This window comes from Pseudomonas sp. App30 (genome assembly GCF_047947025.1).
GTDB lineage: Bacteria > Pseudomonadota > Gammaproteobacteria > Pseudomonadales > Pseudomonadaceae > Aquipseudomonas.
Genome location: NZ_CP133166.1, coordinates 182,177 through 200,570, shown reverse-complemented (window position 1 = coordinate 200,570; position 18,394 = coordinate 182,177). Strand labels below are relative to the sequence as shown.

General features: G+C 61.1%; 19 protein-coding genes. 18 read left to right on the top strand and 1 reads right to left on the bottom strand.

Annotated features, from left to right (window positions below; genetic code table 11):
• From RAM80_RS31955 to RAM80_RS31900, 12 genes are all read left to right on the top strand, one after another.
• Complete coding sequence (locus tag RAM80_RS31955) at positions 1–1,977, top strand: DNA topoisomerase III (protein WP_416427706.1); 1,977 nt, start codon at positions 1–3, stop codon at positions 1,975–1,977.
• Between the two features lie 760 nt (positions 1,978–2,737).
• Positions 2,738–3,301, top strand: a complete 564-nt coding sequence (locus RAM80_RS31950) for an STY4534 family ICE replication protein (protein WP_416427705.1) — start codon at positions 2,738–2,740, stop codon at positions 3,299–3,301.
• Positions 3,302–3,366: 65 nt separating this feature from the next.
• Positions 3,367–3,624: a hypothetical protein gene (locus tag RAM80_RS31945; RefSeq protein WP_416427704.1), complete on the top strand. Its 258-nt coding sequence runs from the start codon at positions 3,367–3,369 to the stop codon at positions 3,622–3,624.
• A 66-nt stretch (positions 3,625–3,690) separates the two neighbouring features.
• Positions 3,691–4,185 carry a JAB domain-containing protein gene (locus RAM80_RS31940; protein WP_268141769.1) on the top strand — a complete coding sequence of 165 codons (495 nt, stop codon included), beginning with the start codon at positions 3,691–3,693 and terminating at the stop codon, positions 4,183–4,185.
• 60 nt (positions 4,186–4,245) lie between these two features.
• Entirely contained in the window at positions 4,246–4,962 is a 717-nt protein-coding gene (locus RAM80_RS31935) for a hypothetical protein (RefSeq protein WP_416427703.1), read from the top strand.
• Between the two features lie 124 nt (positions 4,963–5,086).
• Positions 5,087–5,608, top strand: coding sequence for a PilL N-terminal domain-containing protein (locus RAM80_RS31930; protein ID WP_416427702.1), 522 nt, complete (start codon positions 5,087–5,089; stop codon positions 5,606–5,608).
• On the top strand, positions 5,605–6,288 hold the full coding sequence (locus tag RAM80_RS31925; RefSeq protein ID WP_416427701.1) for a hypothetical protein: 684 nt from the start codon (positions 5,605–5,607) through the stop codon (positions 6,286–6,288). The genes RAM80_RS31930 and RAM80_RS31925 overlap by 4 nt, the downstream gene beginning before the upstream one ends.
• Positions 6,289–6,298: 10 nt before the next feature.
• On the top strand, positions 6,299–7,015 hold the full coding sequence (locus tag RAM80_RS31920; protein WP_416427700.1) for a TIGR03759 family integrating conjugative element protein: 717 nt from the start codon (positions 6,299–6,301) through the stop codon (positions 7,013–7,015).
• Positions 6,997–7,551: a transglycosylase gene (locus RAM80_RS31915; RefSeq protein ID WP_416427699.1), complete on the top strand. Its 555-nt coding sequence runs from the start codon at positions 6,997–6,999 to the stop codon at positions 7,549–7,551. The genes RAM80_RS31920 and RAM80_RS31915 overlap by 19 nt, the downstream gene beginning before the upstream one ends.
• Positions 7,548–7,979 carry an integrating conjugative element protein gene (locus RAM80_RS31910; RefSeq protein ID WP_416427697.1) on the top strand — a complete coding sequence of 144 codons (432 nt, stop codon included), beginning with the start codon at positions 7,548–7,550 and terminating at the stop codon, positions 7,977–7,979. The genes RAM80_RS31915 and RAM80_RS31910 overlap by 4 nt, the downstream gene beginning before the upstream one ends.
• A gap of 9 nt (positions 7,980–7,988) precedes the next feature.
• The gene (gene traD / locus RAM80_RS31905) at positions 7,989–10,115 is read left to right on the top strand and encodes a type IV conjugative transfer system coupling protein TraD (RefSeq protein ID WP_416427695.1); all 2,127 of its coding nucleotides are present in this window, start codon (positions 7,989–7,991) and stop codon (positions 10,113–10,115) included.
• A gap of 36 nt (positions 10,116–10,151) precedes the next feature.
• The gene (locus RAM80_RS31900; RefSeq protein ID WP_416427693.1) at positions 10,152–10,880 is read left to right on the top strand and encodes a TIGR03747 family integrating conjugative element membrane protein; all 729 of its coding nucleotides are present in this window, start codon (positions 10,152–10,154) and stop codon (positions 10,878–10,880) included.
• Between the two features lie 277 nt (positions 10,881–11,157).
• Here the strand turns inward: RAM80_RS31900 and RAM80_RS31895 are convergent, their stop codons facing one another.
• On the bottom strand, positions 11,158–12,045 hold the full coding sequence (locus RAM80_RS31895) for a LysR family transcriptional regulator (protein WP_416427692.1): 888 nt from the start codon (positions 12,043–12,045) through the stop codon (positions 11,158–11,160).
• A 105-nt stretch (positions 12,046–12,150) separates the two neighbouring features.
• Here RAM80_RS31895 and RAM80_RS31890 point away from each other — a divergent pair, with 105 nt between their 5' ends.
• From RAM80_RS31890 to RAM80_RS31865, 6 genes are read left to right on the top strand one after another with little or no spacing between them, the layout of a single operon-like run.
• A complete protein-coding gene (locus RAM80_RS31890) occupies positions 12,151–13,521 on the top strand; it encodes an MFS transporter (RefSeq protein WP_416427691.1) in 1,371 nt (456 codons plus the stop codon).
• Positions 13,502–13,915 (top strand): DUF4440 domain-containing protein, encoded by a 414-nt coding sequence (locus tag RAM80_RS31885; RefSeq protein WP_416427690.1) that lies wholly within the window; start codon positions 13,502–13,504, stop codon positions 13,913–13,915. Before RAM80_RS31890 ends, RAM80_RS31885 begins: the two co-directional genes overlap by 20 nt.
• Entirely contained in the window at positions 13,912–14,853 is a 942-nt protein-coding gene (locus RAM80_RS31880) for a flavin reductase family protein (protein WP_416427689.1), read from the top strand. Before RAM80_RS31885 ends, RAM80_RS31880 begins: the two co-directional genes overlap by 4 nt.
• Before the next feature lie 11 nt (positions 14,854–14,864).
• Positions 14,865–16,166: an aromatic ring-hydroxylating oxygenase subunit alpha gene (locus tag RAM80_RS31875; protein ID WP_416427688.1), complete on the top strand. Its 1,302-nt coding sequence runs from the start codon at positions 14,865–14,867 to the stop codon at positions 16,164–16,166.
• Entirely contained in the window at positions 16,147–16,632 is a 486-nt protein-coding gene (locus RAM80_RS31870; protein WP_416427687.1) for an aromatic-ring-hydroxylating dioxygenase subunit beta, read from the top strand. Before RAM80_RS31875 ends, RAM80_RS31870 begins: the two co-directional genes overlap by 20 nt.
• Before the next feature lie 24 nt (positions 16,633–16,656).
• Complete coding sequence (locus RAM80_RS31865; RefSeq protein ID WP_416427815.1) at positions 16,657–18,354, top strand: NAD(P)/FAD-dependent oxidoreductase; 1,698 nt, start codon at positions 16,657–16,659, stop codon at positions 18,352–18,354.
• The last annotated feature ends 40 nt before the right edge of the window (positions 18,355–18,394 follow it).

The following is an 18,394-nucleotide window of genomic DNA, read 5'->3' as shown; positions in this document are numbered from 1 at the left end:
CTGTACATCTGCGAGAAACCGTCCCAGGCCCGCGATATCGCCCGCGTGCTGCAGGCCAACCGCCGCGGTGACGGCTGCCTGCAGGGCAATGCGGTGACCGTGACCTGGTGCGTGGGCCATCTGCTGGAGACTGCGCCACCGGAGACCTACGGTGCGCAGTACAAGCGCTGGACCCTGGAGGATCTGCCGATCATCCCAAGCCGTTGGCAAGTGGTCGCCAAGCCCAAGGTCGCGGCGCAGTTGAAGGTCATCGAACAGCTACTGCGTACCTGCAACGAGGTGGTGGTGGCCACCGACGCCGATCGCGAGGGCGAGATGATCGCCCGCGAGATCCTCGAGCGTTGCCGCTACCAGGGGCCGATCCTGCGCCTGTGGCTCTCGGCGCTGGACGAGGCATCGATCCGCAAGGCGCTGGCCACCCTGCGCCCGGGCGAGCAAACGCTGTCGCTGTACCACTGCGCGCTGGCGCGCTCCCGCGCCGATTGGCTGGTGGGCATTAACCTCAGCCGGCTGTTCACTTTGCTCGGTCGCCGCGCCGGCTTCGATGGCCTGCTGCCGGTGGGCCGCGTGCAGACGCCGACCTTGCGCCTGGTGGTGGAACGCGATCGAGCCATCGCCAGCTTCGTGCCCCGTCCATTCTGGACCGTCGATGCGCAGCTGCAGGCCGAGGGCATGGTGTTTTTGGCACGCTGGCAGCCGCCTGCCGGCAGTTGTGACGACAGCGGGCGCTGCATCGATGAGGCCGGCGCGCAACGGGCGGCGCGGCGGCTGGTGCAACGCGCCCAGGCGCGGGTGTCGAGCGTCGACGTGGAGCGAGTGTGCGAAGGACCGCCGCTACCCTTCGACCTGGGGACACTGCAGGAGATCTGCTCGGCCAAGCTTGGCCTCGGTGCCCAGGACACCTTGAACACGGCGCAGGCGCTGTATGAAACCCACAAGGCCACGACCTACCCGCGCACTGACTGCGGTTTTCTGCCTGAGAGCATGCTCGATGAGGTACCGCGCGTGCTGCATGCCTTGGCAGCCAGCGCACCGTCGCTGGGGCAATGGCTGAAGCAGGCCGACCCGAGCCGACGCTCACGCGCCTGGAACAGCAACAAGATCACCGCCCACCACGGCATCATCCCCACGGCCGTGACCCTCGACCTGGGCCAACTGTCCGAGCGCGAGCGGGCGGTCTACACGCTGATTCGCGCGCGTTACCTGGCGCAGTTCCTGCCCGACCATGAGTACCTGAAAACGTTGGTGTTGCTGCAGAGCGACGAGGACCAACTGCAGGCTCGCGGCAAGCAGATCCAGGTGCGCGGCTGGAAGGCGGTGATCGATGAAGCCGACGGCAGCGAACCGGGCGAGCCGAGCCAGCGACTGCCGACGCTGCGCGAGGGTGCGTCGCTGCCCGTGCTCGACGCCGTGATCAACGCCCACCGTACCCAGCCGCCAAAACCCTTCACGGAAGGTACCCTGGTCAAGGCGATGAAGACCATTGCCAACCAGGTCGCCGACCCGCGCCTGAAGCAGAAGCTCAAGGACAGCATCGGCATCGGCACCGAGGCCACCCGCGCGGCGATCATTCAGGGACTGATCGATCACGGCTACCTGGCGAAGAAGAAACGCAGCCTCGCGGCCTCCGCGGCCGCGCACACACTGATTGAGGCGGTACCGCCGGAGGTCGCCGATCCAGTGATGACCGCTCTCTGGGAGCAGGCGCTGGACCGCATCGAATCGGGGCAGCTGGACGTCGAGACCTTCCTGGCCAAGCAGGCCGCCTGGCTCACACAACTGGTGCAGAGCCACACCTCGCTGACCCTACGCGTGCCAGCCGCCGCCAAAGGCCCCGCGTGTCCGGTGTGCCGCAGCGCCATGCGCCAGCGCAAGGGCCGCACTGGTACCTTCTGGTCGTGCTCGCGTTATCCGGACTGCAAGGGCACCAAGCCGGTGGCCACCCCCAAGCGCACCAGCAAGCCGCGCTCCTCCTGAGAAGCGCGCGGCACCTTGACGCTCCTCGCCGGGGCTGTTGTAGTGAAGGCGCCCCATCGCCACTAGGCGAACCAAGACCGATACGCTCCGGGCAGCTCGGTCGAACCGTCGTGTTCGGAGCCATGCCACCCCCCTTCCTCGTGATTGCTTCTCGGCGTTATAGATCCTCCAGGCGGATGACCCGTGCGGCTTGCAGCAGGCCCCAGGGGTCATCCGCCTCGGCGATGATGCTCAGCACCGGTGCCCGCCGGCGAAAGACTGGGCGCCTTTTGTGCGCGGATGCGTGCCAGCAGTTTCCGATCCAGGCCACGACAAGGGTCGGTTGAACCAGGTGAATGACCGGCGACAGTTTTGCGATGGACTTCGCGGTCAGGGTACCGGGTCAAAGGTGGTCCTCCTCATCCTAGCCTGATGACCGTCGGGCTATTTTTTCGCTGGCAACTTTCCACCGAAGACCATCGACTTCCGGCCGCCGAAGACGAGCTCAAGCCCCTGTTGACGCGGGGTTCGCCTCGATCTATAGATGAACTGCACCTCGCTGTCGATGACAGCACCCTGGTAGCCAGAACCTTGAAGGCTACACCCATTGCGGGTGGTTCTCCCCCAGTGCGATCAGCGCTCGGCAGCTCGCACGGTCACCGATCCCTCGGTGATGAGCGCTCCTCGACCGGTCCTGTCACCACCCTTGCCTCCCCTTGCGGAACTCACCTCCCGCCAGGGCTGGTGGATATCCGCGTTTCTTGCAAACAGGAGATTCACCATGGCTACTGCAAACAACGCTGCACCCACCAGCTACTTCAACCTACACACCCAAGGCATTGGCTACCTGAACCGTATTCGCGAAGTCCCGGTACGTCGCGGGCAACCGTTCATGGCCTGCGACATTGCCGCGCTGCACGGTGCCTCGGATGACGTCGAGTACACCCGCTTCGACTGCAAGGTCGCCGGCGGTGAAGCGGAACGTCTGATCCGCGAGCACCTGGAAGACGTCAAGGCCGATCGCAAGGTGCTGCTGGCCTTTCGCATCGGCGATCTGTGGGTCGATGCCTTCACCTATGAAAAGGGTGAGCGCAAAGGCCTGCCGGGGGCCAGCCTCAAGGGACGGTTGATCTTCATCGAGTGGATCAAGGTCGATGGCCAACTGACCTACAAGGCCGCACCCCGTGCTGAAGCCCCTGCTCCAGTTGAACCGGAGCAGCAGGCTGATGAGGCCGATGCTGAACAGGAAGCGCCAGCCGACACCTCCCGCGCCGTTACCGGCCGCCGTCAAGCCCCGGCTGCCAACGGCCGTCGCACCTCCACTCCGGCGCGTCAGTCTGCCTAAGGCGATTGACCCACCCACCAGGCGCTCGCACGAGCGCCTTTTTTTCACCTGTGTCGGAGGTTGCCATGGAGAGCTACTGGCTCTGCCAGGACTGCCTGCAGGCGATGGCCTATGACGACTTCAGCGCGCTGTCGCTGTATTACAGTGAGGCTGAGGTCGACCTGCGCGTCGCCCGGATGCGCGCCGCCCTGCAAGCCCTGCTGCCCTTGAGTGCCGACTTCGATCCTGAGACCGGCATCGGCATCGAGGACTTTTCAACCGCGCCCTGCGAAGCCTGCTGCAGCCGCTTGCACGGTACGCGGCATCGCTTCACCCGGCTTTGAACTGCTGATAACTACCCAACGGGGGCTCTCCCCCTGGGGGCGCTCCGTCCTTACGAGGAATGTCCCATGAACACCACCCTGAACCTGGTCGACTCCGTCGATCCCGCCGTGATTCAGCGCGTCAACGAGGATGCGCTAATCGAGCAGGCCCTGCAGTTGCTCGACCGCCGCTATTTCCAGCGCGGCGAACTGCTGATCCAGCCTGCCGATGCCGCGGCCTACCTCAAGCTGCGCCTAGCCCCCTACCGGCAGGAAGTCTTCGCCCTGCTCTGCCTGGACTCGCGCAACCGCGTGCTCGGCTTCGACGAGCTGTTCTTCGGCAGTATCGATGGCGCCAGCGTCTACCCGCGGCAGGTGGTCATCAAGGCCCTGGAGCATAACGCCGCGAGCGTGATCTTCAGCCACAACCACCCTTCCGGCTGCCCGGAACCCAGCAACGCCGACCGCGTGCTGACCCAGCGCCTGACCGAGGCCCTGGCCTTGGTCGAGGTCCGCGTCCTGGACCACATCATCATCGGCGAAGGCCGTCCGTTGTCCCTGGCCGAATTTGGCTGGATCTGAACCGTCATCCCGACGCCACCGCCTGCATGGGGTGGCCTCAACTTCCACTGGAGAGCAGCCATGCATCTTCTTACATCCATTCCCTTCGTTCGCGGCTACCAATCCTTTCGCTGTGAACGCCTAATCCAGATTATCTACGAAGACTACTGTGAGCCCTGCTACCGGCCCCTGCACGATTCACAGGTGCATCTGCCGGACCATGACATCAACCGCCAGCCTTGCATATTCAACGATGACTTCGTGCTGGTCACCCGAGGGCAAACCCTAGTCAGAGAAGCCGTTGGACAATGCACTGACGATGGCACGGTGGTGGCGGTGGTCTACACGGTCATCGGCGATCATTTTGGCCAGTCTGCCCATTTGGGGGACTATCCGAGCGATGAGGCAGCGCAAGCGGTGATCACGCAGTTGACCTTTGCCACAGGGCACTACAGCCGCAGCTGGGAGATCAGCTCGGCGCACCTCCCCCCTGCGGAGTTCAAACTGCTGGAGGAGCGCACCTGGCGCGGCATCACGTCCGGCTTCTTCGAGTGTTTCGAGCTGTTCGACAGCCATGCCATCGGCTGCAAGCTGTATTCGACGCCCTGGCAAGACAGCAGCAACGCCTCTGAGTGTGTCGCCAGCCGCACCGAAGTCCTGGCGCGCCTGCATGACGACCAAATCCCGCCGGTGCTGACTGAACTGTTGCTGCTGGCCGGGCAAGCCGACGTGCGTTTCCTGGTGTTTGACCCAGACGCCCGACGACTGCCCGAGCTACCTATTTTTCCCGATGATTGATGCAAGGCGCCTACGGGCGCCTTTTTTATTGGGCGCGAATAGCCGTGGGCGGGAATCACTTTATCGGTGGGGCGACAGCCGCCCTTTTCGCCATGGTAGCGGCAACCTTTCCTGAGACATCGCCATGCATCGCCCACTCATGCTCACGCTGGTCATTGCCGCCCTGCTGGTAGGCTGCAGCCATGCTGCGCCGCCGCCCCGCCCAACACCGGCCCCCGACAAGCCCGCGACACCCGCCAAGCCGCGGGTGCCAGAAACACTCCAGGCACCTGACTGGGTGCGACAAAGTCGCTATACGCTGGTCAGCGCCCGGCCGACGCTGGAACAACGCCAACCGCTGCTACAGATGGTCGAGGTCAGTATCCCGCCGGCGCTGCACAGTGATGTTGGCGAGGCATTGCGCCATGTGCTGCAGCGTTCGGGCTTTTCGTTGTGCCCGGATGTCGCGCCGCAGGCGCTGCTGTTCAGCCGGCCGCTGCCGGCGGTGCATTATCAGATCGGCCCGATGGCCCTGATCGATGCGCTGACCATCCTGGGTGGGCCGGCCTGGGAACTCAGCGTCGACCCACTCAATCGCTCGGTCTGCTATGCGTTGCGGTCGCCATCACCTGCTGCACCGGTCGGCACGCTGGGGCTCGTCCCATGAAAATACAGACCTTCCATGACCTGTTGATCGGCGCCCTGTGCATCGCCGCGACCTTGCTGGCGGCGGTGACCTACAACCATCATCAGCAACTCGCGGCCATGGTCGCGATGGCCGCACAGGTCCAGCCTGATCCTACTCCTGCCCTGCGGCGGGATTTGGACCTCCTGCGGAATAGCCAGGCGACTCTGCAGCAACAGCTGCGCGACCTGGCTAGCCAGCAGGAGGCAGTCACAGCCAGCCAGGCGGCGACCCGGCAACAGTTTGATCGGCTCGGCGCTGCAGTTGCCGAGCAGTCGGTATCAACGGCCAATGCCCCCAGCAGCGAAGTATTTACGGCGTGGCAGCAACGACTCGACAAAGCCGAGGGAGGCCTGGCCCAAGTGCAGGCGCAGCTCGCTGCACACCCCCAGGCCCTGCCCCGCGCTGAGCCCGCCCCGATGCCAAAGCCCAAGGTGAAATCACTGCGCCCTTCCCAACCGCCGTTCTCAGTGCAGGGCATCGAGACGCGTGGCAGCGCCCGGTTCCTGTCAGTGCTGCCCAACGGTGCACGTTCGCTGTCTGCCGTGCAGCTGCTGCAGCCGGGCGATAGCCTGATTGGCTGGCAGTTGCGCGAGATCCAGCGCGACCAGGCCGTCTTCCAGGTCGCGGGGCATGCCGACCGCAGCTTGCCCCTGCCCTGAGGACGCTGCCATGCGCCGTTTCGCTCTGCTCAACGTGCTCCTGCTGCCCATCTGCCTGCACGCTGCCGTTGCTGCCGCGGCGGATCAGGTAGTCTCTGAATCCACCCCACGGAACAGTGATGTCTCGCCGCTGCAGCAGAAACGGACCACTGCAGCGCAGGCGTGGGGACTGACTGACGATGAATGGGCCAAGTTCGAACACCTGCAAAACGGCCACCGGCGCTATTGGTCGCCGCAGTTGGACCCGCTGACCACCCTGGGCGTGGAGGCGGAGTCCGATCAGGAGCGGCAGCGCTACGCCGAGTTGCAAGTGCGCCTGGAGGCCAAACGGGCCGAGCGCGAGCTGGCCTACCAGCAGGCGTACACCGCCGCGTGGGCGCGGCTGTTCCCAGGTCTGCAGCCCGTACAGGGCATGAGCAGCGCGGACAATACGTCAACCAGCACCCGCTATGCGCTGTTCGTCGAAGAGCAGTGTTCCGCTTGCCAAACCCGGGTCTCACAACTGGCGAAACAGGGCGCGCAGCTGGATGTGTACCTGGTCGGCAGCCAGGGCAAAGATGACGTGATCCGGCACTGGGCGCGCCAAGCGGGCATCACTGCCGCGCAGGTGAGCAGCGGGCAGATCACCCTCAACCATGACCGCGGCCGCTGGTTCGGTTTGGGTGCCAGCCGCCCCCTGCCGGCACGCTATCAACAGGTGGACGGACAATGGCAGCGCGTCGACTGATCTTCGCCCTGGCGCTGGGCCTTGGCACTCACGCAGGCGCAGAGGTGATACCTCCGCCGGCCTACCAGGTGATTGCCGCACAGGCCGGCATTCCCTCCTCGGTGCTGTTCGCCATCGCCTTGCAGGAAAGTGGTACCCGCCTGCGCGGCCAGACCATCCCCTGGCCTTGGACGCTGAATATCGCCGGCAACCCGCAGCGCTTCGCCAATCGTCAGCAGGCGTGTACCGCGCTCATGCTCGAACTCACCCGCCAGGACCCTCGGCGCATCGACGTTGGCCTGGGCCAAACCAACCTCGGCTACCACCCCGAACGCTATGCCAACGCCTGTGAAGCCCTGGATCCGCGGACCAACCTGGCGGTCACTGCCGCCCTGCTCAAGGAACACTTCGAGGGGGCTGGCGACTGGGTGCAAGCCGCCGGCCGTTATCACCGGCCAGCCGGAGGCGAGCCGGCCGCCCGCTATCGTGCCCTGTTCATCCGCCATTGGCAGCGGGTCGACGCATCGGCCGCCCTCAATTTGGAGAACCAACCATGACGCCTGTACGGATCATTGCCCTGATCACTTTGTGCTGGCTGTGGTACGGCGTGACAGCCCAGGCCGACGAGCAAACGATGCCCCGACCCGACCCACGCCGATTGAGCTGGGTCCTGCCTATCCACAGCGCTCGATTGAGCCCAGGTCCGGTCACGCGCAGAGTGCTGGATATGCCGGGAATGACGCCCTTGTTTCTGGTCGGGCAGGCCCCCCTTTCCCTGCAATGGCTAGCTGAGCATGCGCAAGCCCTGCAGGCGCTGGGCGCCAGCGGCTTGGCCGTGGAAGTCGCGAACAGCGACGCGCTGCAGCGCATCCAGGCAACGGCGCCGGAGCTGCCGATCTGGCCGGTCAGCGGTGACGACATCGCCGCACGCCTGCAACTGGAGCATTACCCCGTACTGATCACACCAACCGCCTTGGAACAGTGAGGGCAGCCCATGACCGATCACGCGATGGAGTCCCTGCTGCGACCGGCGGTGGAACTGTACACCGTGGGCGTGTGTGCGGGCGCTGCGGCGCTGTGCCTGCACTCGCCCTGGGCAGTGGCGCTCTCGCCCGAAATTGGCGCCGGTATGGCGATGGCCTACACCGCCTTTGGCCTCAAGCGCCTGAATGAAGCCCGCGTCGTGCTGCGCTATCGGCGCAACGTCCGCCGCCTGCCGCGCTACTCACTCACCAGCCGGCAGATCCCGGTCAGCAACAAGCGCCTGTTTATGGGCCGCGGCTTCCGCTGGACACGTTTGCACACCCAACGCCTGGTCGAAGCCCAGGACCCTGCGCTTGCTCGCTATGTGAATCAGTCTGCCGCCTACCAGTGCGCGCGACGCCTGGAGCGGGCGTTGGAAAAAGCGCCCTTTGCCCTTTCACGCCTGGCCCAGCTCACCGCCTGGGACAGCCCCTTCAACCCGGTCCGGCCACTGCCCCCGGTAGGCGGCTCCCCACTGCTGCACGGCGTCGAGCCCAATGAGCACGAGGCCAGCCTGCCGCTGGGTGAGCGCGTCGGCCATACCCTGGTGCTGGGCACCACGCGAGTGGGCAAGACCCGACTGGCGGAGGTGTACATCACCCAGGACATCCATCGGCAGAAACCGGAAGTGGTGGTGGTCTTCGATCCCAAGGGCGATGCCGACCTGCTCAAGCGTATGTACGTCGAGGCGCGGCGGGCTGGACGCGAGAAAGAGTTCTACGTGTTCCACCTGGGCTGGCCAGAGATTTCCGCGCGCTACAACGCCATCGGCCGCTTCGGGCGTATCTCCGAGGTCGCCACCCGTATCGCCGGGCAGTTGAGCGGCGAAGGCAATTCGGCCGCATTCCGCGAATTCGCCTGGCGCTTCGTCAACATCATTGCCCGCGCGCTGATCGAGCTGGGCCGGCGCCCGGACTATCTGCAGATCCAGCGGCACGTGGTCAACATCGACGCCCTGTTCATCGAGTATGCGCAGCAGTTTTTCGCCCGCCACGATCCCCAGGCCTGGGAGGCCATCGTGCAAATCGAAGGCCGGCTCAACGAGAAGAACATTCCCCGGCACATGGTCGGCCGAGAAAAACGCGTGGTCGCCATCGAGCAGTACCTGGCCACCAAGCGCATCTTCGATCCGGTGATGGATGGCCTGCGTTCAGCGGTGCGCTACGACCGCACCTACTTCGACAAAATCGTCGCCTCGCTCCTGCCACTGCTGGAGAAGCTTACCAGCGGCAAGACGGCGCAATTGCTGACCCCCAACTACACCGACCTGGACGACCCGCGGCCTATCTTCGACTGGCTGCAGGTGATCCGCAAACGCGGAATCGTCTACGTCGGTCTCGACGCGCTCACGGATGCCGAGGTAGCCGCCGCCGTGGGCAATTCGATGTTCGCTGACCTGGTATCAGTGGCCGGGCACATCTACAAGCATGGCGTGGATCATGGCCTGCCTGGCGTCTATAGCTCGGCCGAGAAGCTGCCGATCAACCTGCATGCGGACGAGTTCAACGAGTTGATGGGCGACGAGTTCATCCCACTGATCAACAAGGGCGGCGGCGCGGGCATTCAGGTCACCGCCTACACCCAGACGCTCAGCGATATCGAGGCGCGCATCGGCAACCGTGCCAAGGCCGGCCAGGTGATCGGTAACTTCAACACCCTGCAGATGCTACGGGTGCGGGAAACCGCGACGGCCGAGCTGTTGACCAACCAACTGCCCAAGGTCAACGTGCAGACGCGCACGCTGGTGTCCGGCGCCACCGACACCGCCGATCCGGACGCCCATACCGACTTCAGCTCCTCCTCCCAGGACCGCGTCAGCAGTACCGCCGTGCCGCTGATTGAGCCCGCGCATATCGTCAGCCTGCCGAAGGGGCAGATGTTTTCTTTTCAGGAAGGTGGACAGTTGTGGAAGGTACGCATGCCGCTGCCGCAACCGTCCGACGATGAAGCCATGCCCAAGGACCTGCGGGAGCTAGCCAACCACATGCGTGAGTCGTACAACGCCAACGCGGGCAGCTGGTGGACCAGCGCTGGCGGTGCGCCCACGGTTGATTTTGATCCGGAATCGCCACTGCCACCGCGCAAGCGCCAATCCTGAGCCACCGGATGAAATGCCACGTGCGCCGAGGTACCCATGCCGACCACGCCGGTCAATCAAACACTTGCACCGCGAAAGCCTGGTCTGATCCTCGCCACCGTCGAACTGTGCCTGAGGCTGCTGGGCGTGTTGTTTGGCTCGATGCTGTTTTCCATCGTGCTGGAGTTTGCCGGCATGGTGTGGTTTTGGCCCGATCAGAGCTGGCATCACAGTCAGGCCATGTGGCAGAGCGAGCTGGGGTGGCTGAGTGCGAACTTCAAACAGTCCTTGATCGTTGCGCAACCTGCCGAGGCCGTTGGCCGAGTCCTCGGAGCGATCAATGAGTGGTTGTTCGTCAGCATCGGGTGGGGCGAACTCCAGATGCATATGACGAAGCTAAGCCAGGAGGACAGCATTCCAGGAGCAGTGGCTCTAATGTACGTTGGGTTGCAAGACTACCTGGTAGCGGCCCTTTTCACCCTCCTCACGTTCATAGTCCGCGTCGCCGTGCTGGGATTGTCGATGCCCCTGTTCCTCCTGGCGGGAGTGACTGGAGCGGTCGATGGGTTGATGCGGCGCGACCTGCGAAAATTTGGTGCCGGCCGTGAAAGCAGCTTTGTCTATCATCGTGCCAAACGACTACTCATCCCCATGCTGTTCACGCCTTGGGTCATCTACCTGTCCTTTCCCTGGTCTATCAATCCAACGTGTGTATTGGTGCCCTGCGCCTGGGGGTTGGGCTGGATGGTCGCGATCACTGGGTCGACGTTCAAAAAATACCTTTAATTCTTGCAGGCATTTTCGACGATCAGTTGAAATCAGTTGACTAGGGTCCGTTTATAGGGGGGACAGGCTCAGAATTAAAGTAGGCCAGTGAGCTCACAACATATAACCGCATAAGTGGCCCCGGGGCGGTTCAGATTTACTGCAGCACGTCGTTCAAGCATCTGCTCGATCAATCTTGCTCGGACCGTAACCGACGATACCTGTCGAGGCCGCCGGTTAGAGGGCGCCGTCAGTGCCCCCGCTCTGCGTCTCCGCTCCTGACGAGACTGCGGTTCTCTCAACTGCCAAGATGAGCACAAAGGAAATCTATGAACACTCGGGACTTATGCGGTAAATGTCCGGTATTGGGAAACACCACGCTGATGGGCTGCCGTGGCAATGAGTACTCGGGCAGCACCCGTTCCAAGGTACCTGCGGCGATATCCCCCTCAATCACCCAGGCTGGCAGAACAGCCACACCTAACGATGACAAAGTCATCGAGCGGATCGCGGTGGATGAATTGGACTGGAAGGCGATGGGGCCAGTGACCTCTTCTGCCGTACCCGACAGATGCCGCAATGCCCACTGGGTCGGTCCCTGCAAATTACTGTTGGCAACCCAAGGCACGCCCTCCAGGTCTGCAGGACGGTGAATAGCATGGCGGGCCAAAAACGAGCTGCTGGCCACCAATATTATTTCATACTCGGCCAATTGCCGGCTCTTGAATGCCGAGTCCGCCAAGTTCCCTAGACGTACAACAACATCTAGTTTTTCCGCCACCAGATCATTCAAGGAAGAGTTGACATTATAGCAAAGCGTTATCTCGGGATACTGCGCCGCGAAGGACGGAATCAACGGCAGAATAAAACGTTCACCGTATTCACTGGTTGTACTGATGCGCAACTTTCCGGACACGCGATTTCGCCGGTGCATGACATTTTCGAAAGCATTGTCAATATCCCTGACAATTTCCTTGAACTCATCATAAAACTCCTGCCCGGTTTCCGTGAGCGAGATAGTTCGTGTATTGCGGATCAGCAAGGTAACCGCCAGCGCCTCTTCCAGAGCCTTGACGTGCAGACTGGCCATGGCCTTGCTGATGCATAGATAGTTCGCCGCCTTGGTATAAGAACCAAAGTCCACCACCGCCAGGAAGGTCTGGACACGATTGAGTTGATTGTGCATCACCGCACGCCCCATTGTTCAATTCCATTAAACAAAGTTTCAAGTATAACCACATCGACATTAGGCGTCCACGACGCCTATTCTGCGCCGCAAAAGAGGCAGAACATGACGTACCGATACCGTATTGCTACCGTATTTCTCATTGGCTTTTTTATCGACTGCATCAACATATTCATGTCAGCCGTGGCCTTGCCACGAATGGCCGTTGACCTGCAGGTCGGCAACTCCACAGTTGCCTGGGTCGCCAATGCTTATATTTTGGGGCTGACGCTGATCATCCCCATCAGCACGTGGTTGGCTGGACGCTGGGCGGCACGCAACGTGCTGACTGCGTCGATGTTAATTTTCAGCCTGGCCGTGGGCATGTGCGCCGAGGCGACCCACTTCGACAGTCTGGTGTTCTGGCGTTTCATTCAAGGCATGGCGGGCGGGCTACTGATTCCGGTAGGTCAAGCACTGACGTTCAACTTGTTTAAAGGCGAGCAGCGGGCACGCATTTCCACGCTGGTCATGGCGGTTGCACTGGTGGCCCCTGCCCTTTCCCCTACCGTGGGTGGAACAATAGTCGATCACACTTCATGGCGCTGGGTGTTTCGCTGCAACATCCCATTTTCGCTGGTCGCCGCCGCGCTGGCCTGGCTTTGGGTACGGGAAGATAGCGCTGCCGCGCCCGCTGCACGCCCAGACGTGACCGGACTGCTGCTGGTAAGCGCAACCCTGGCAAGCGTACTGATTGGCATGTCTTTGTATGGCGCCGGCTACAGCGCACCAGTAGCCGTTGGCTGCCTGGCCGCCAGCGTAGTGTTCGCCGCGCTGTACGGCATCCACTACCGCCGCTGCAACCAGGCAATCGTCGAACTTCGACTACTCGCCAGCCCGAGCCTTGGCGTTTCGGCGCTGGTGTACTTGGCGATCCCCGGGGTTTTTACCGGGGTCAACCTGCTGAACATTTTCTATTTGCAGGACACCTTGAACTTTAACGCCCAGGCCACCGGCATGTTCATGATCGTCTACGCCTGCGGCGCATTCATGGCAATGCTGCTGTGCGGCAAATACTACAACCGGGTAGGCCCCAAGCACTTGTTCATTCTCGGGATGTGCCTGCATAGCGCCGGTATCGCCACCTTATTCCTGGTCAATGCCAAAACGGACGTCGCCCTGCTGTTGCTCGCTTACAGCCTGATGGGGGTGGGCGGCGGGATAGGTGCCAACACCGCACAAACCACAGCACTCATTGACTTCAGCGGGCACGACACCCACAAGGCCAGCGTGATCTGGAACATTAACCGGCAAATGGCATTCAGCCTGGGCGCCGCGCTGTTCGTCATGATCTTCAACCTGCTGGCCGACCACCTGGCACCTCAAAAGGCTTATCACCTGACGTTCCTGATTGCGTCATTGGTGGGCCTGCTACCTCTCCTGCACATCGGCGTGTTGAACGCCCCAAAGGACTGCCATGCACAGCAACAACATTGAACGGGCGCATCACAGCGTTCATCACGTCCATGACCTGATTCTTCGGATATTCACCTGCCCTGCGCCTGCTGGCCAAGCTGCAATCTCAGAGCTGATGCCAGTGTTTGCCGACACGTTCAGCATGGTCACCACCGGCGGTGCCATTGTCGACCGTGACCAGGTTGCACATCTGTTCCATCGTGCAATGGGGGCGCGGCCCGGCCTGCAGATCCTGGTCAGCGATCTGCATACCGTGTGGCAGGCTGGCGACACCGTGGCGGTCCGGTATCAGGAAACGCATTGGTTGGCGGAGGTATCAAGCGCACGCCTCTCACTCGTTATCCTGCAGGACACGCCAGCGGGCGTGCGCTGGCATTATTTGCACGAGACGGCGCTTAGCCCGGAAGCACAATGAAATACACCATTACTCAGATCCGCATGCTTTGCCCTTCCATCCAGGAAATAACCGTCCGCCGACCCAATCCACAAGCAGATACGTGCGCCCCTGGTGCGCACTTCAAGTGGTTAATCCCTGGGATCGGCGAATGGCGGCATTTTTCCGTCGTGCAACTGCCGCACTCGGAGGCTGGCACCCATACGTTCGCGATCCGCTTGTCGGCAGAATCTACAAGCAGCACATACATCCGATCGCTCAGTGTGGGTGAGGACGTCGAGCTAGATGGGCCGTTCAATCATTTCAGCTACCCCACGGTCTGCCATGAGGGTCAGGACATTATCCTGGCCGGCGGCATCGGCATTACCCCCCTGCTGGGCATCGCGGGCCACCTGATGAGCCTGAAGCGGAAGGTAAGCCTCCACTACCTTGCACGAAGTGAAGCTGAAGCAGCCTATGCCCAACATGTCCAGGAAGCGTTTGGGGAGCATGCACACCTGCATTACTCGTCCACCGCTGGGGGGCGCACGAACTTGGCTGAAATATTCAAGGATATGTGCCCCAAGGACCACCTGTATGTGTGCGGCCCCGCGCCGATGCTCGAATCAATCTTCGTGATTGCCCAACAGGTCGGTGTGCCACGCGACCAGGTCCACTTCGAAATTTTCAATGCCGTCGACCGAGCGAATGAACATGCATTCACGGTGGAAGCTGCCGAGTCTGGCATCACGTTCGACGTCCACTCGGATCAGACGCTGTTACAGGCGCTGGAGGTAGCTGGGCTTGATCCGATTTACGACTGCCGTCGAGGCGAATGCGGCGTGTGCGAACTCGATGTACTTGAGGGTGAGGTCGATCACCGCGATTTCATCATGGACCCAAACCAAGCGATGTGCAGCGGAAAAATCTACCCATGCGTCTCGCGGGCCAAGGGCCAGCACCTGAAACTGGCTATCTGAGGAGCGAAAGCGTGAACACCTACTTCAACGGCAAAGAAGTTCATCGGTCACTGTTCCTCGATCAGCAAATCTTTGAACAGGAACAAATCCGGGTATTCGCCGCCAGCTGGTGCTATCTAGGGCATGAAAGCCTCATACCAACCACCGGCGACTTTTTCACCACTGACCTAGCCGGGCAACCTCTGGCCATGGTGCGGCAAAAAAGCGGTGATATCACTGTACTGTACAACCGTTGCCCACACAAAGGCGTCAAGGTGTTGGCTGAAACCCAGGGTAATGTCGGGCGATTCATCCGCTGCCCTTATCATGCCTGGACCTTCAAGACGGACGGCCAGCTGCTGAGTGTTCCTATCAAGAAGGAATACGACGAATGCGACCTGAGCAGTTGTTCGGCGCACAACGGCCTGCAACCGGTCGACCATGTCCGCAACTACCGGGGCTTCGTGTTCGTGCGCCTGGCACAAGAAGGTAGTGATTTCGAGACTTTTTTTGGCGAATCCCTGTCGACGCTCGACAACATGGTGATGCGCTCTCCGCAAGGCAGTCTGAGGGCAGTTGGTAGCCCCCTGATGCATCGGCACCGATGCAATTGGAAAATGGTCGTCGACAATCAGACCGATACCTGCCACCCCATGGTGGCGCACGAATCGTCAGCCGGTGAAGCCATCCGGCTCTGGCAGGAAACTGCAGACCCTTCGCTGCCCACCCCTATGGCCGTCGAACTCTTTTCACCCTTCATGTCGTCCTATGAGTTCTTCGCCAACATGGGCATTCGTACCTGGCCCAATGGCCACGGGCATACCGGTGTCAGCAACTCGATTCACAAGGCCTACAGCCAGATACCGGGTTACTGGGAATCCATGGTCGCCCGCTACGGCGAACAACAGGCGGCCGCCATCCTCGATGACACCCGCCACAACACCGTCTACTTCCCCAACCTGATGGTCAAAGGGCCTATTCAGACCCTCAGGATCATCAAGCCAATCAGTGCCCGGGAAACCATTGTCGAATCGTGGATTTTCGAGCTAGTGGGCGCGCCTCAACAAATGCTGGAGCGTACGGTGCAGTACAACAACCTGATCAATTCGCCCTGTTCGATGGTGGCTCACGATGACGTCGAAATGTACGAGCGAGCGATGGACGGGCTACGCAGCGATGCCAATGATTGGGTCAATGTGGCGCGATTGTTTGAGCAAACCGAGCGTTACCAGGACACTCAGGTCGTGTCAGGAACCAGCGAGCGTGCAATGCGCAATTTTTACCACACCTGGGACCTGATGATACGGAGCGGTCATGCAACACAATCAAACTGATACCCAGGCCATTGAGGCGCTGATCTACCAGGAAATCGCGTTGCTCGACGAGCAGGATTATGACAACTGGCAGAGCCTGCTAACGGCCGACTTTACCTACTGGATCCCCTTGAGACGCGAGCAACAAAGCCCCTTGCTTGAATCCTCGCTGCTTTACGAGGACCACTTCCTCACCCGGTTGAGGGTTGCCCGTCTTGCCAACGCCCGAAATTTCTCCCAGCAACCCAAAAGCCGTAGCCAGCACATCGCGCAAAAGCCGCAGATCGAATGTGATTCGGGCGCAGGCCATGCCTGCGTGACCACATCGATGCTGTATTGCGAAGCACGAGGTGACAGCGAATGGCAGTTTCCGGTCAAGGCCATTCACCAACTAAAGAGGGTGGAAGACAACTGGAAAATATCCGCAAAGAAGATCCTGTTGCTCAATCCATCGCGCGCGCTTGAAAGCCTGCAACTCATTATCTGATTCCCGAGAAGTTCTGTGACCACTATGATGATTGGCTTAGATGAAGCCGAAGAGACACTGTCGTTCCCTTTCGTCGACCTTCTTTACGACTACGGACAGTTTCTGCGCAATGCCACCGATGCAATCGGGCATCTTCCACAGGCAGTCGCAAATCGCCCAATCGGGATAATCGGAGCCGGGCTCAGCGGGCTCGTAGCGGCCTACGAGTTAATGCGCGCAGGTGCGCGGCACGTCACCCTTTTCGAAGCCGAACCCCACGTAGGGGGGCGCTTGATGACGCGCAACTTCAATGAGGATCATCCGCAATTTATCGCCGAAATGGGTGCCATGCGATTCCCGCCCAGTGAAGTGGGGCTGTTTCACTATCTCAAGCGCTTTGGTATCCGCACCACCGCTGCGTTTCCCGACCCGGGCATTGTGGACACGGAAATCCATTACCGCGGCGAAACCTATCAATGGCCAGCCATGCAGCCGCCCCCTGCCCTGTTCAGCACCGTTCACGAGGGCTGGATGGCGTTTCTCAATGATGGCGTCACCCTGGATGATGGCACCGCCCTGGCGCCACCCCTGGAGTTGACGCGCGGTTTACAAGCATTGGATTACGAACACGTCCGGCCGCGCTGGCAGCAATACTTGGATTGCTTTGGGGACATGTCGTTTTATTCGGCCATGGTGCGCATCTTCACGGGTCGAAAGCCGCCTGGAGGCAAAGGATGGCACAAGCCCGATGACTTCCATCTGTTCGGATCTCTAGGCATAGGCTCAGGCGGCTTTCAATCGGTCTACCGCGCATCGTTCACCGAAATTCTACGGTTGGTGGTGAACGCCCTGGAAGTTGACCAGCGCTTGGTCCCCATGGGGATTTCGTCACTGTCCGGGCGCATGGCCGATACCGAGTTCAACGGAATCACTCTGCGCGACCGGATCGTCCACACACGAGTAGAGTCGATCAACAGAGCGTCGGACGGCACGCTGCAACTGGTGGCAGGCAATGGCCAGACCTACCACTTTGACCGGGTCATCACTACCAGCACAACCCGCGCACTACAGGTCAACCTCAGGTTGACACAAAACCAGGCCTTGGTAACCCGTGACGTGGCGCGCGCCATCAACGAGACCCACATGGTGGGATCATCCAAGCTTTTCATCCTCACCAAAGACAAGTTCTGGCTCAAGCATGGCCTGGCACACAACATCCAGACAGACACACTGGTCAAGGGTGTCTATTGCCTTGATTACGCACCGCACGACCCCGACTCCTGGGGCGTGGTGCTGATCAGCTACACCTGGGAAGACGACTCCCACAAAATGGTCTCCATGACCGACAAGGTTCAACGATGCCAACGCCTGGTCGATGAGCTCGCTATCAGTGCCCCTGAGTTCGCTCGCCATCTGATCCCGCTTGACGGCGATTACCAGCGCTACGTCCAGGAGTATGACTGGCTAACGGATGCCCATTCGCTAGGGGCCTTCAAGCTCAACTTTCCAGGTGACGACATTTATTCGCAGCGACTTTTTTACCAATTTCAGACCGCATTAGACCCCGATCAGGACACTGGCCTTTACCTGGCAGGATGTGGCTGCTCGTTCACCGGCGGCTGGGCCGAGGGGGCTATTCAGACGGGAGTGAACGCGGCCTGCGCAGTCATCGCAAGCGTGGGTGGTGACTTGAATGACAACAATCCACTTGAGGGCTTGCACGCCCACTATCGCTACTGCTGATTCCCAAACTCTTTCGTCACATCCTGACCCACGAGACATT

Bases quoted from the DNA above. Each gene is read 5' to 3' on its own strand.
- RAM80_RS31950 (WP_416427705.1), top strand. From the start codon at position 2,738: ATGGCTACTGCAAACAACGCTGCACCCACCAGCTACTTCAACCTACAC.
- RAM80_RS31945 (WP_416427704.1), top strand. From the start codon at position 3,367: ATGGAGAGCTACTGGCTCTGCCAGGACTGCCTGCAGGCGATGGCCTAT.
- RAM80_RS31940 (WP_268141769.1), top strand. From the start codon at position 3,691: ATGAACACCACCCTGAACCTGGTCGACTCCGTCGATCCCGCCGTGATT.
- RAM80_RS31935 (WP_416427703.1), top strand. From the start codon at position 4,246: ATGCATCTTCTTACATCCATTCCCTTCGTTCGCGGCTACCAATCCTTT.
- RAM80_RS31930 (WP_416427702.1), top strand. From the start codon at position 5,087: ATGCATCGCCCACTCATGCTCACGCTGGTCATTGCCGCCCTGCTGGTA.
- RAM80_RS31925 (WP_416427701.1), top strand. From the start codon at position 5,605: ATGAAAATACAGACCTTCCATGACCTGTTGATCGGCGCCCTGTGCATC.
- RAM80_RS31920 (WP_416427700.1), top strand. From the start codon at position 6,299: ATGCGCCGTTTCGCTCTGCTCAACGTGCTCCTGCTGCCCATCTGCCTG.
- RAM80_RS31915 (WP_416427699.1), top strand. From the start codon at position 6,997: ATGGCAGCGCGTCGACTGATCTTCGCCCTGGCGCTGGGCCTTGGCACT.
- RAM80_RS31910 (WP_416427697.1), top strand. From the start codon at position 7,548: ATGACGCCTGTACGGATCATTGCCCTGATCACTTTGTGCTGGCTGTGG.
- traD (WP_416427695.1), top strand. From the start codon at position 7,989: ATGACCGATCACGCGATGGAGTCCCTGCTGCGACCGGCGGTGGAACTG.
- RAM80_RS31900 (WP_416427693.1), top strand. From the start codon at position 10,152: ATGCCGACCACGCCGGTCAATCAAACACTTGCACCGCGAAAGCCTGGT.
- RAM80_RS31895 (WP_416427692.1), bottom strand. From the start codon at position 12,045: ATGCACAATCAACTCAATCGTGTCCAGACCTTCCTGGCGGTGGTGGAC.
- RAM80_RS31890 (WP_416427691.1), top strand. From the start codon at position 12,151: ATGACGTACCGATACCGTATTGCTACCGTATTTCTCATTGGCTTTTTT.
- RAM80_RS31885 (WP_416427690.1), top strand. From the start codon at position 13,502: ATGCACAGCAACAACATTGAACGGGCGCATCACAGCGTTCATCACGTC.
- RAM80_RS31880 (WP_416427689.1), top strand. From the start codon at position 13,912: ATGAAATACACCATTACTCAGATCCGCATGCTTTGCCCTTCCATCCAG.
- RAM80_RS31870 (WP_416427687.1), top strand. From the start codon at position 16,147: ATGCAACACAATCAAACTGATACCCAGGCCATTGAGGCGCTGATCTAC.
- RAM80_RS31865 (WP_416427815.1), top strand. From the start codon at position 16,657: ATGATGATTGGCTTAGATGAAGCCGAAGAGACACTGTCGTTCCCTTTC.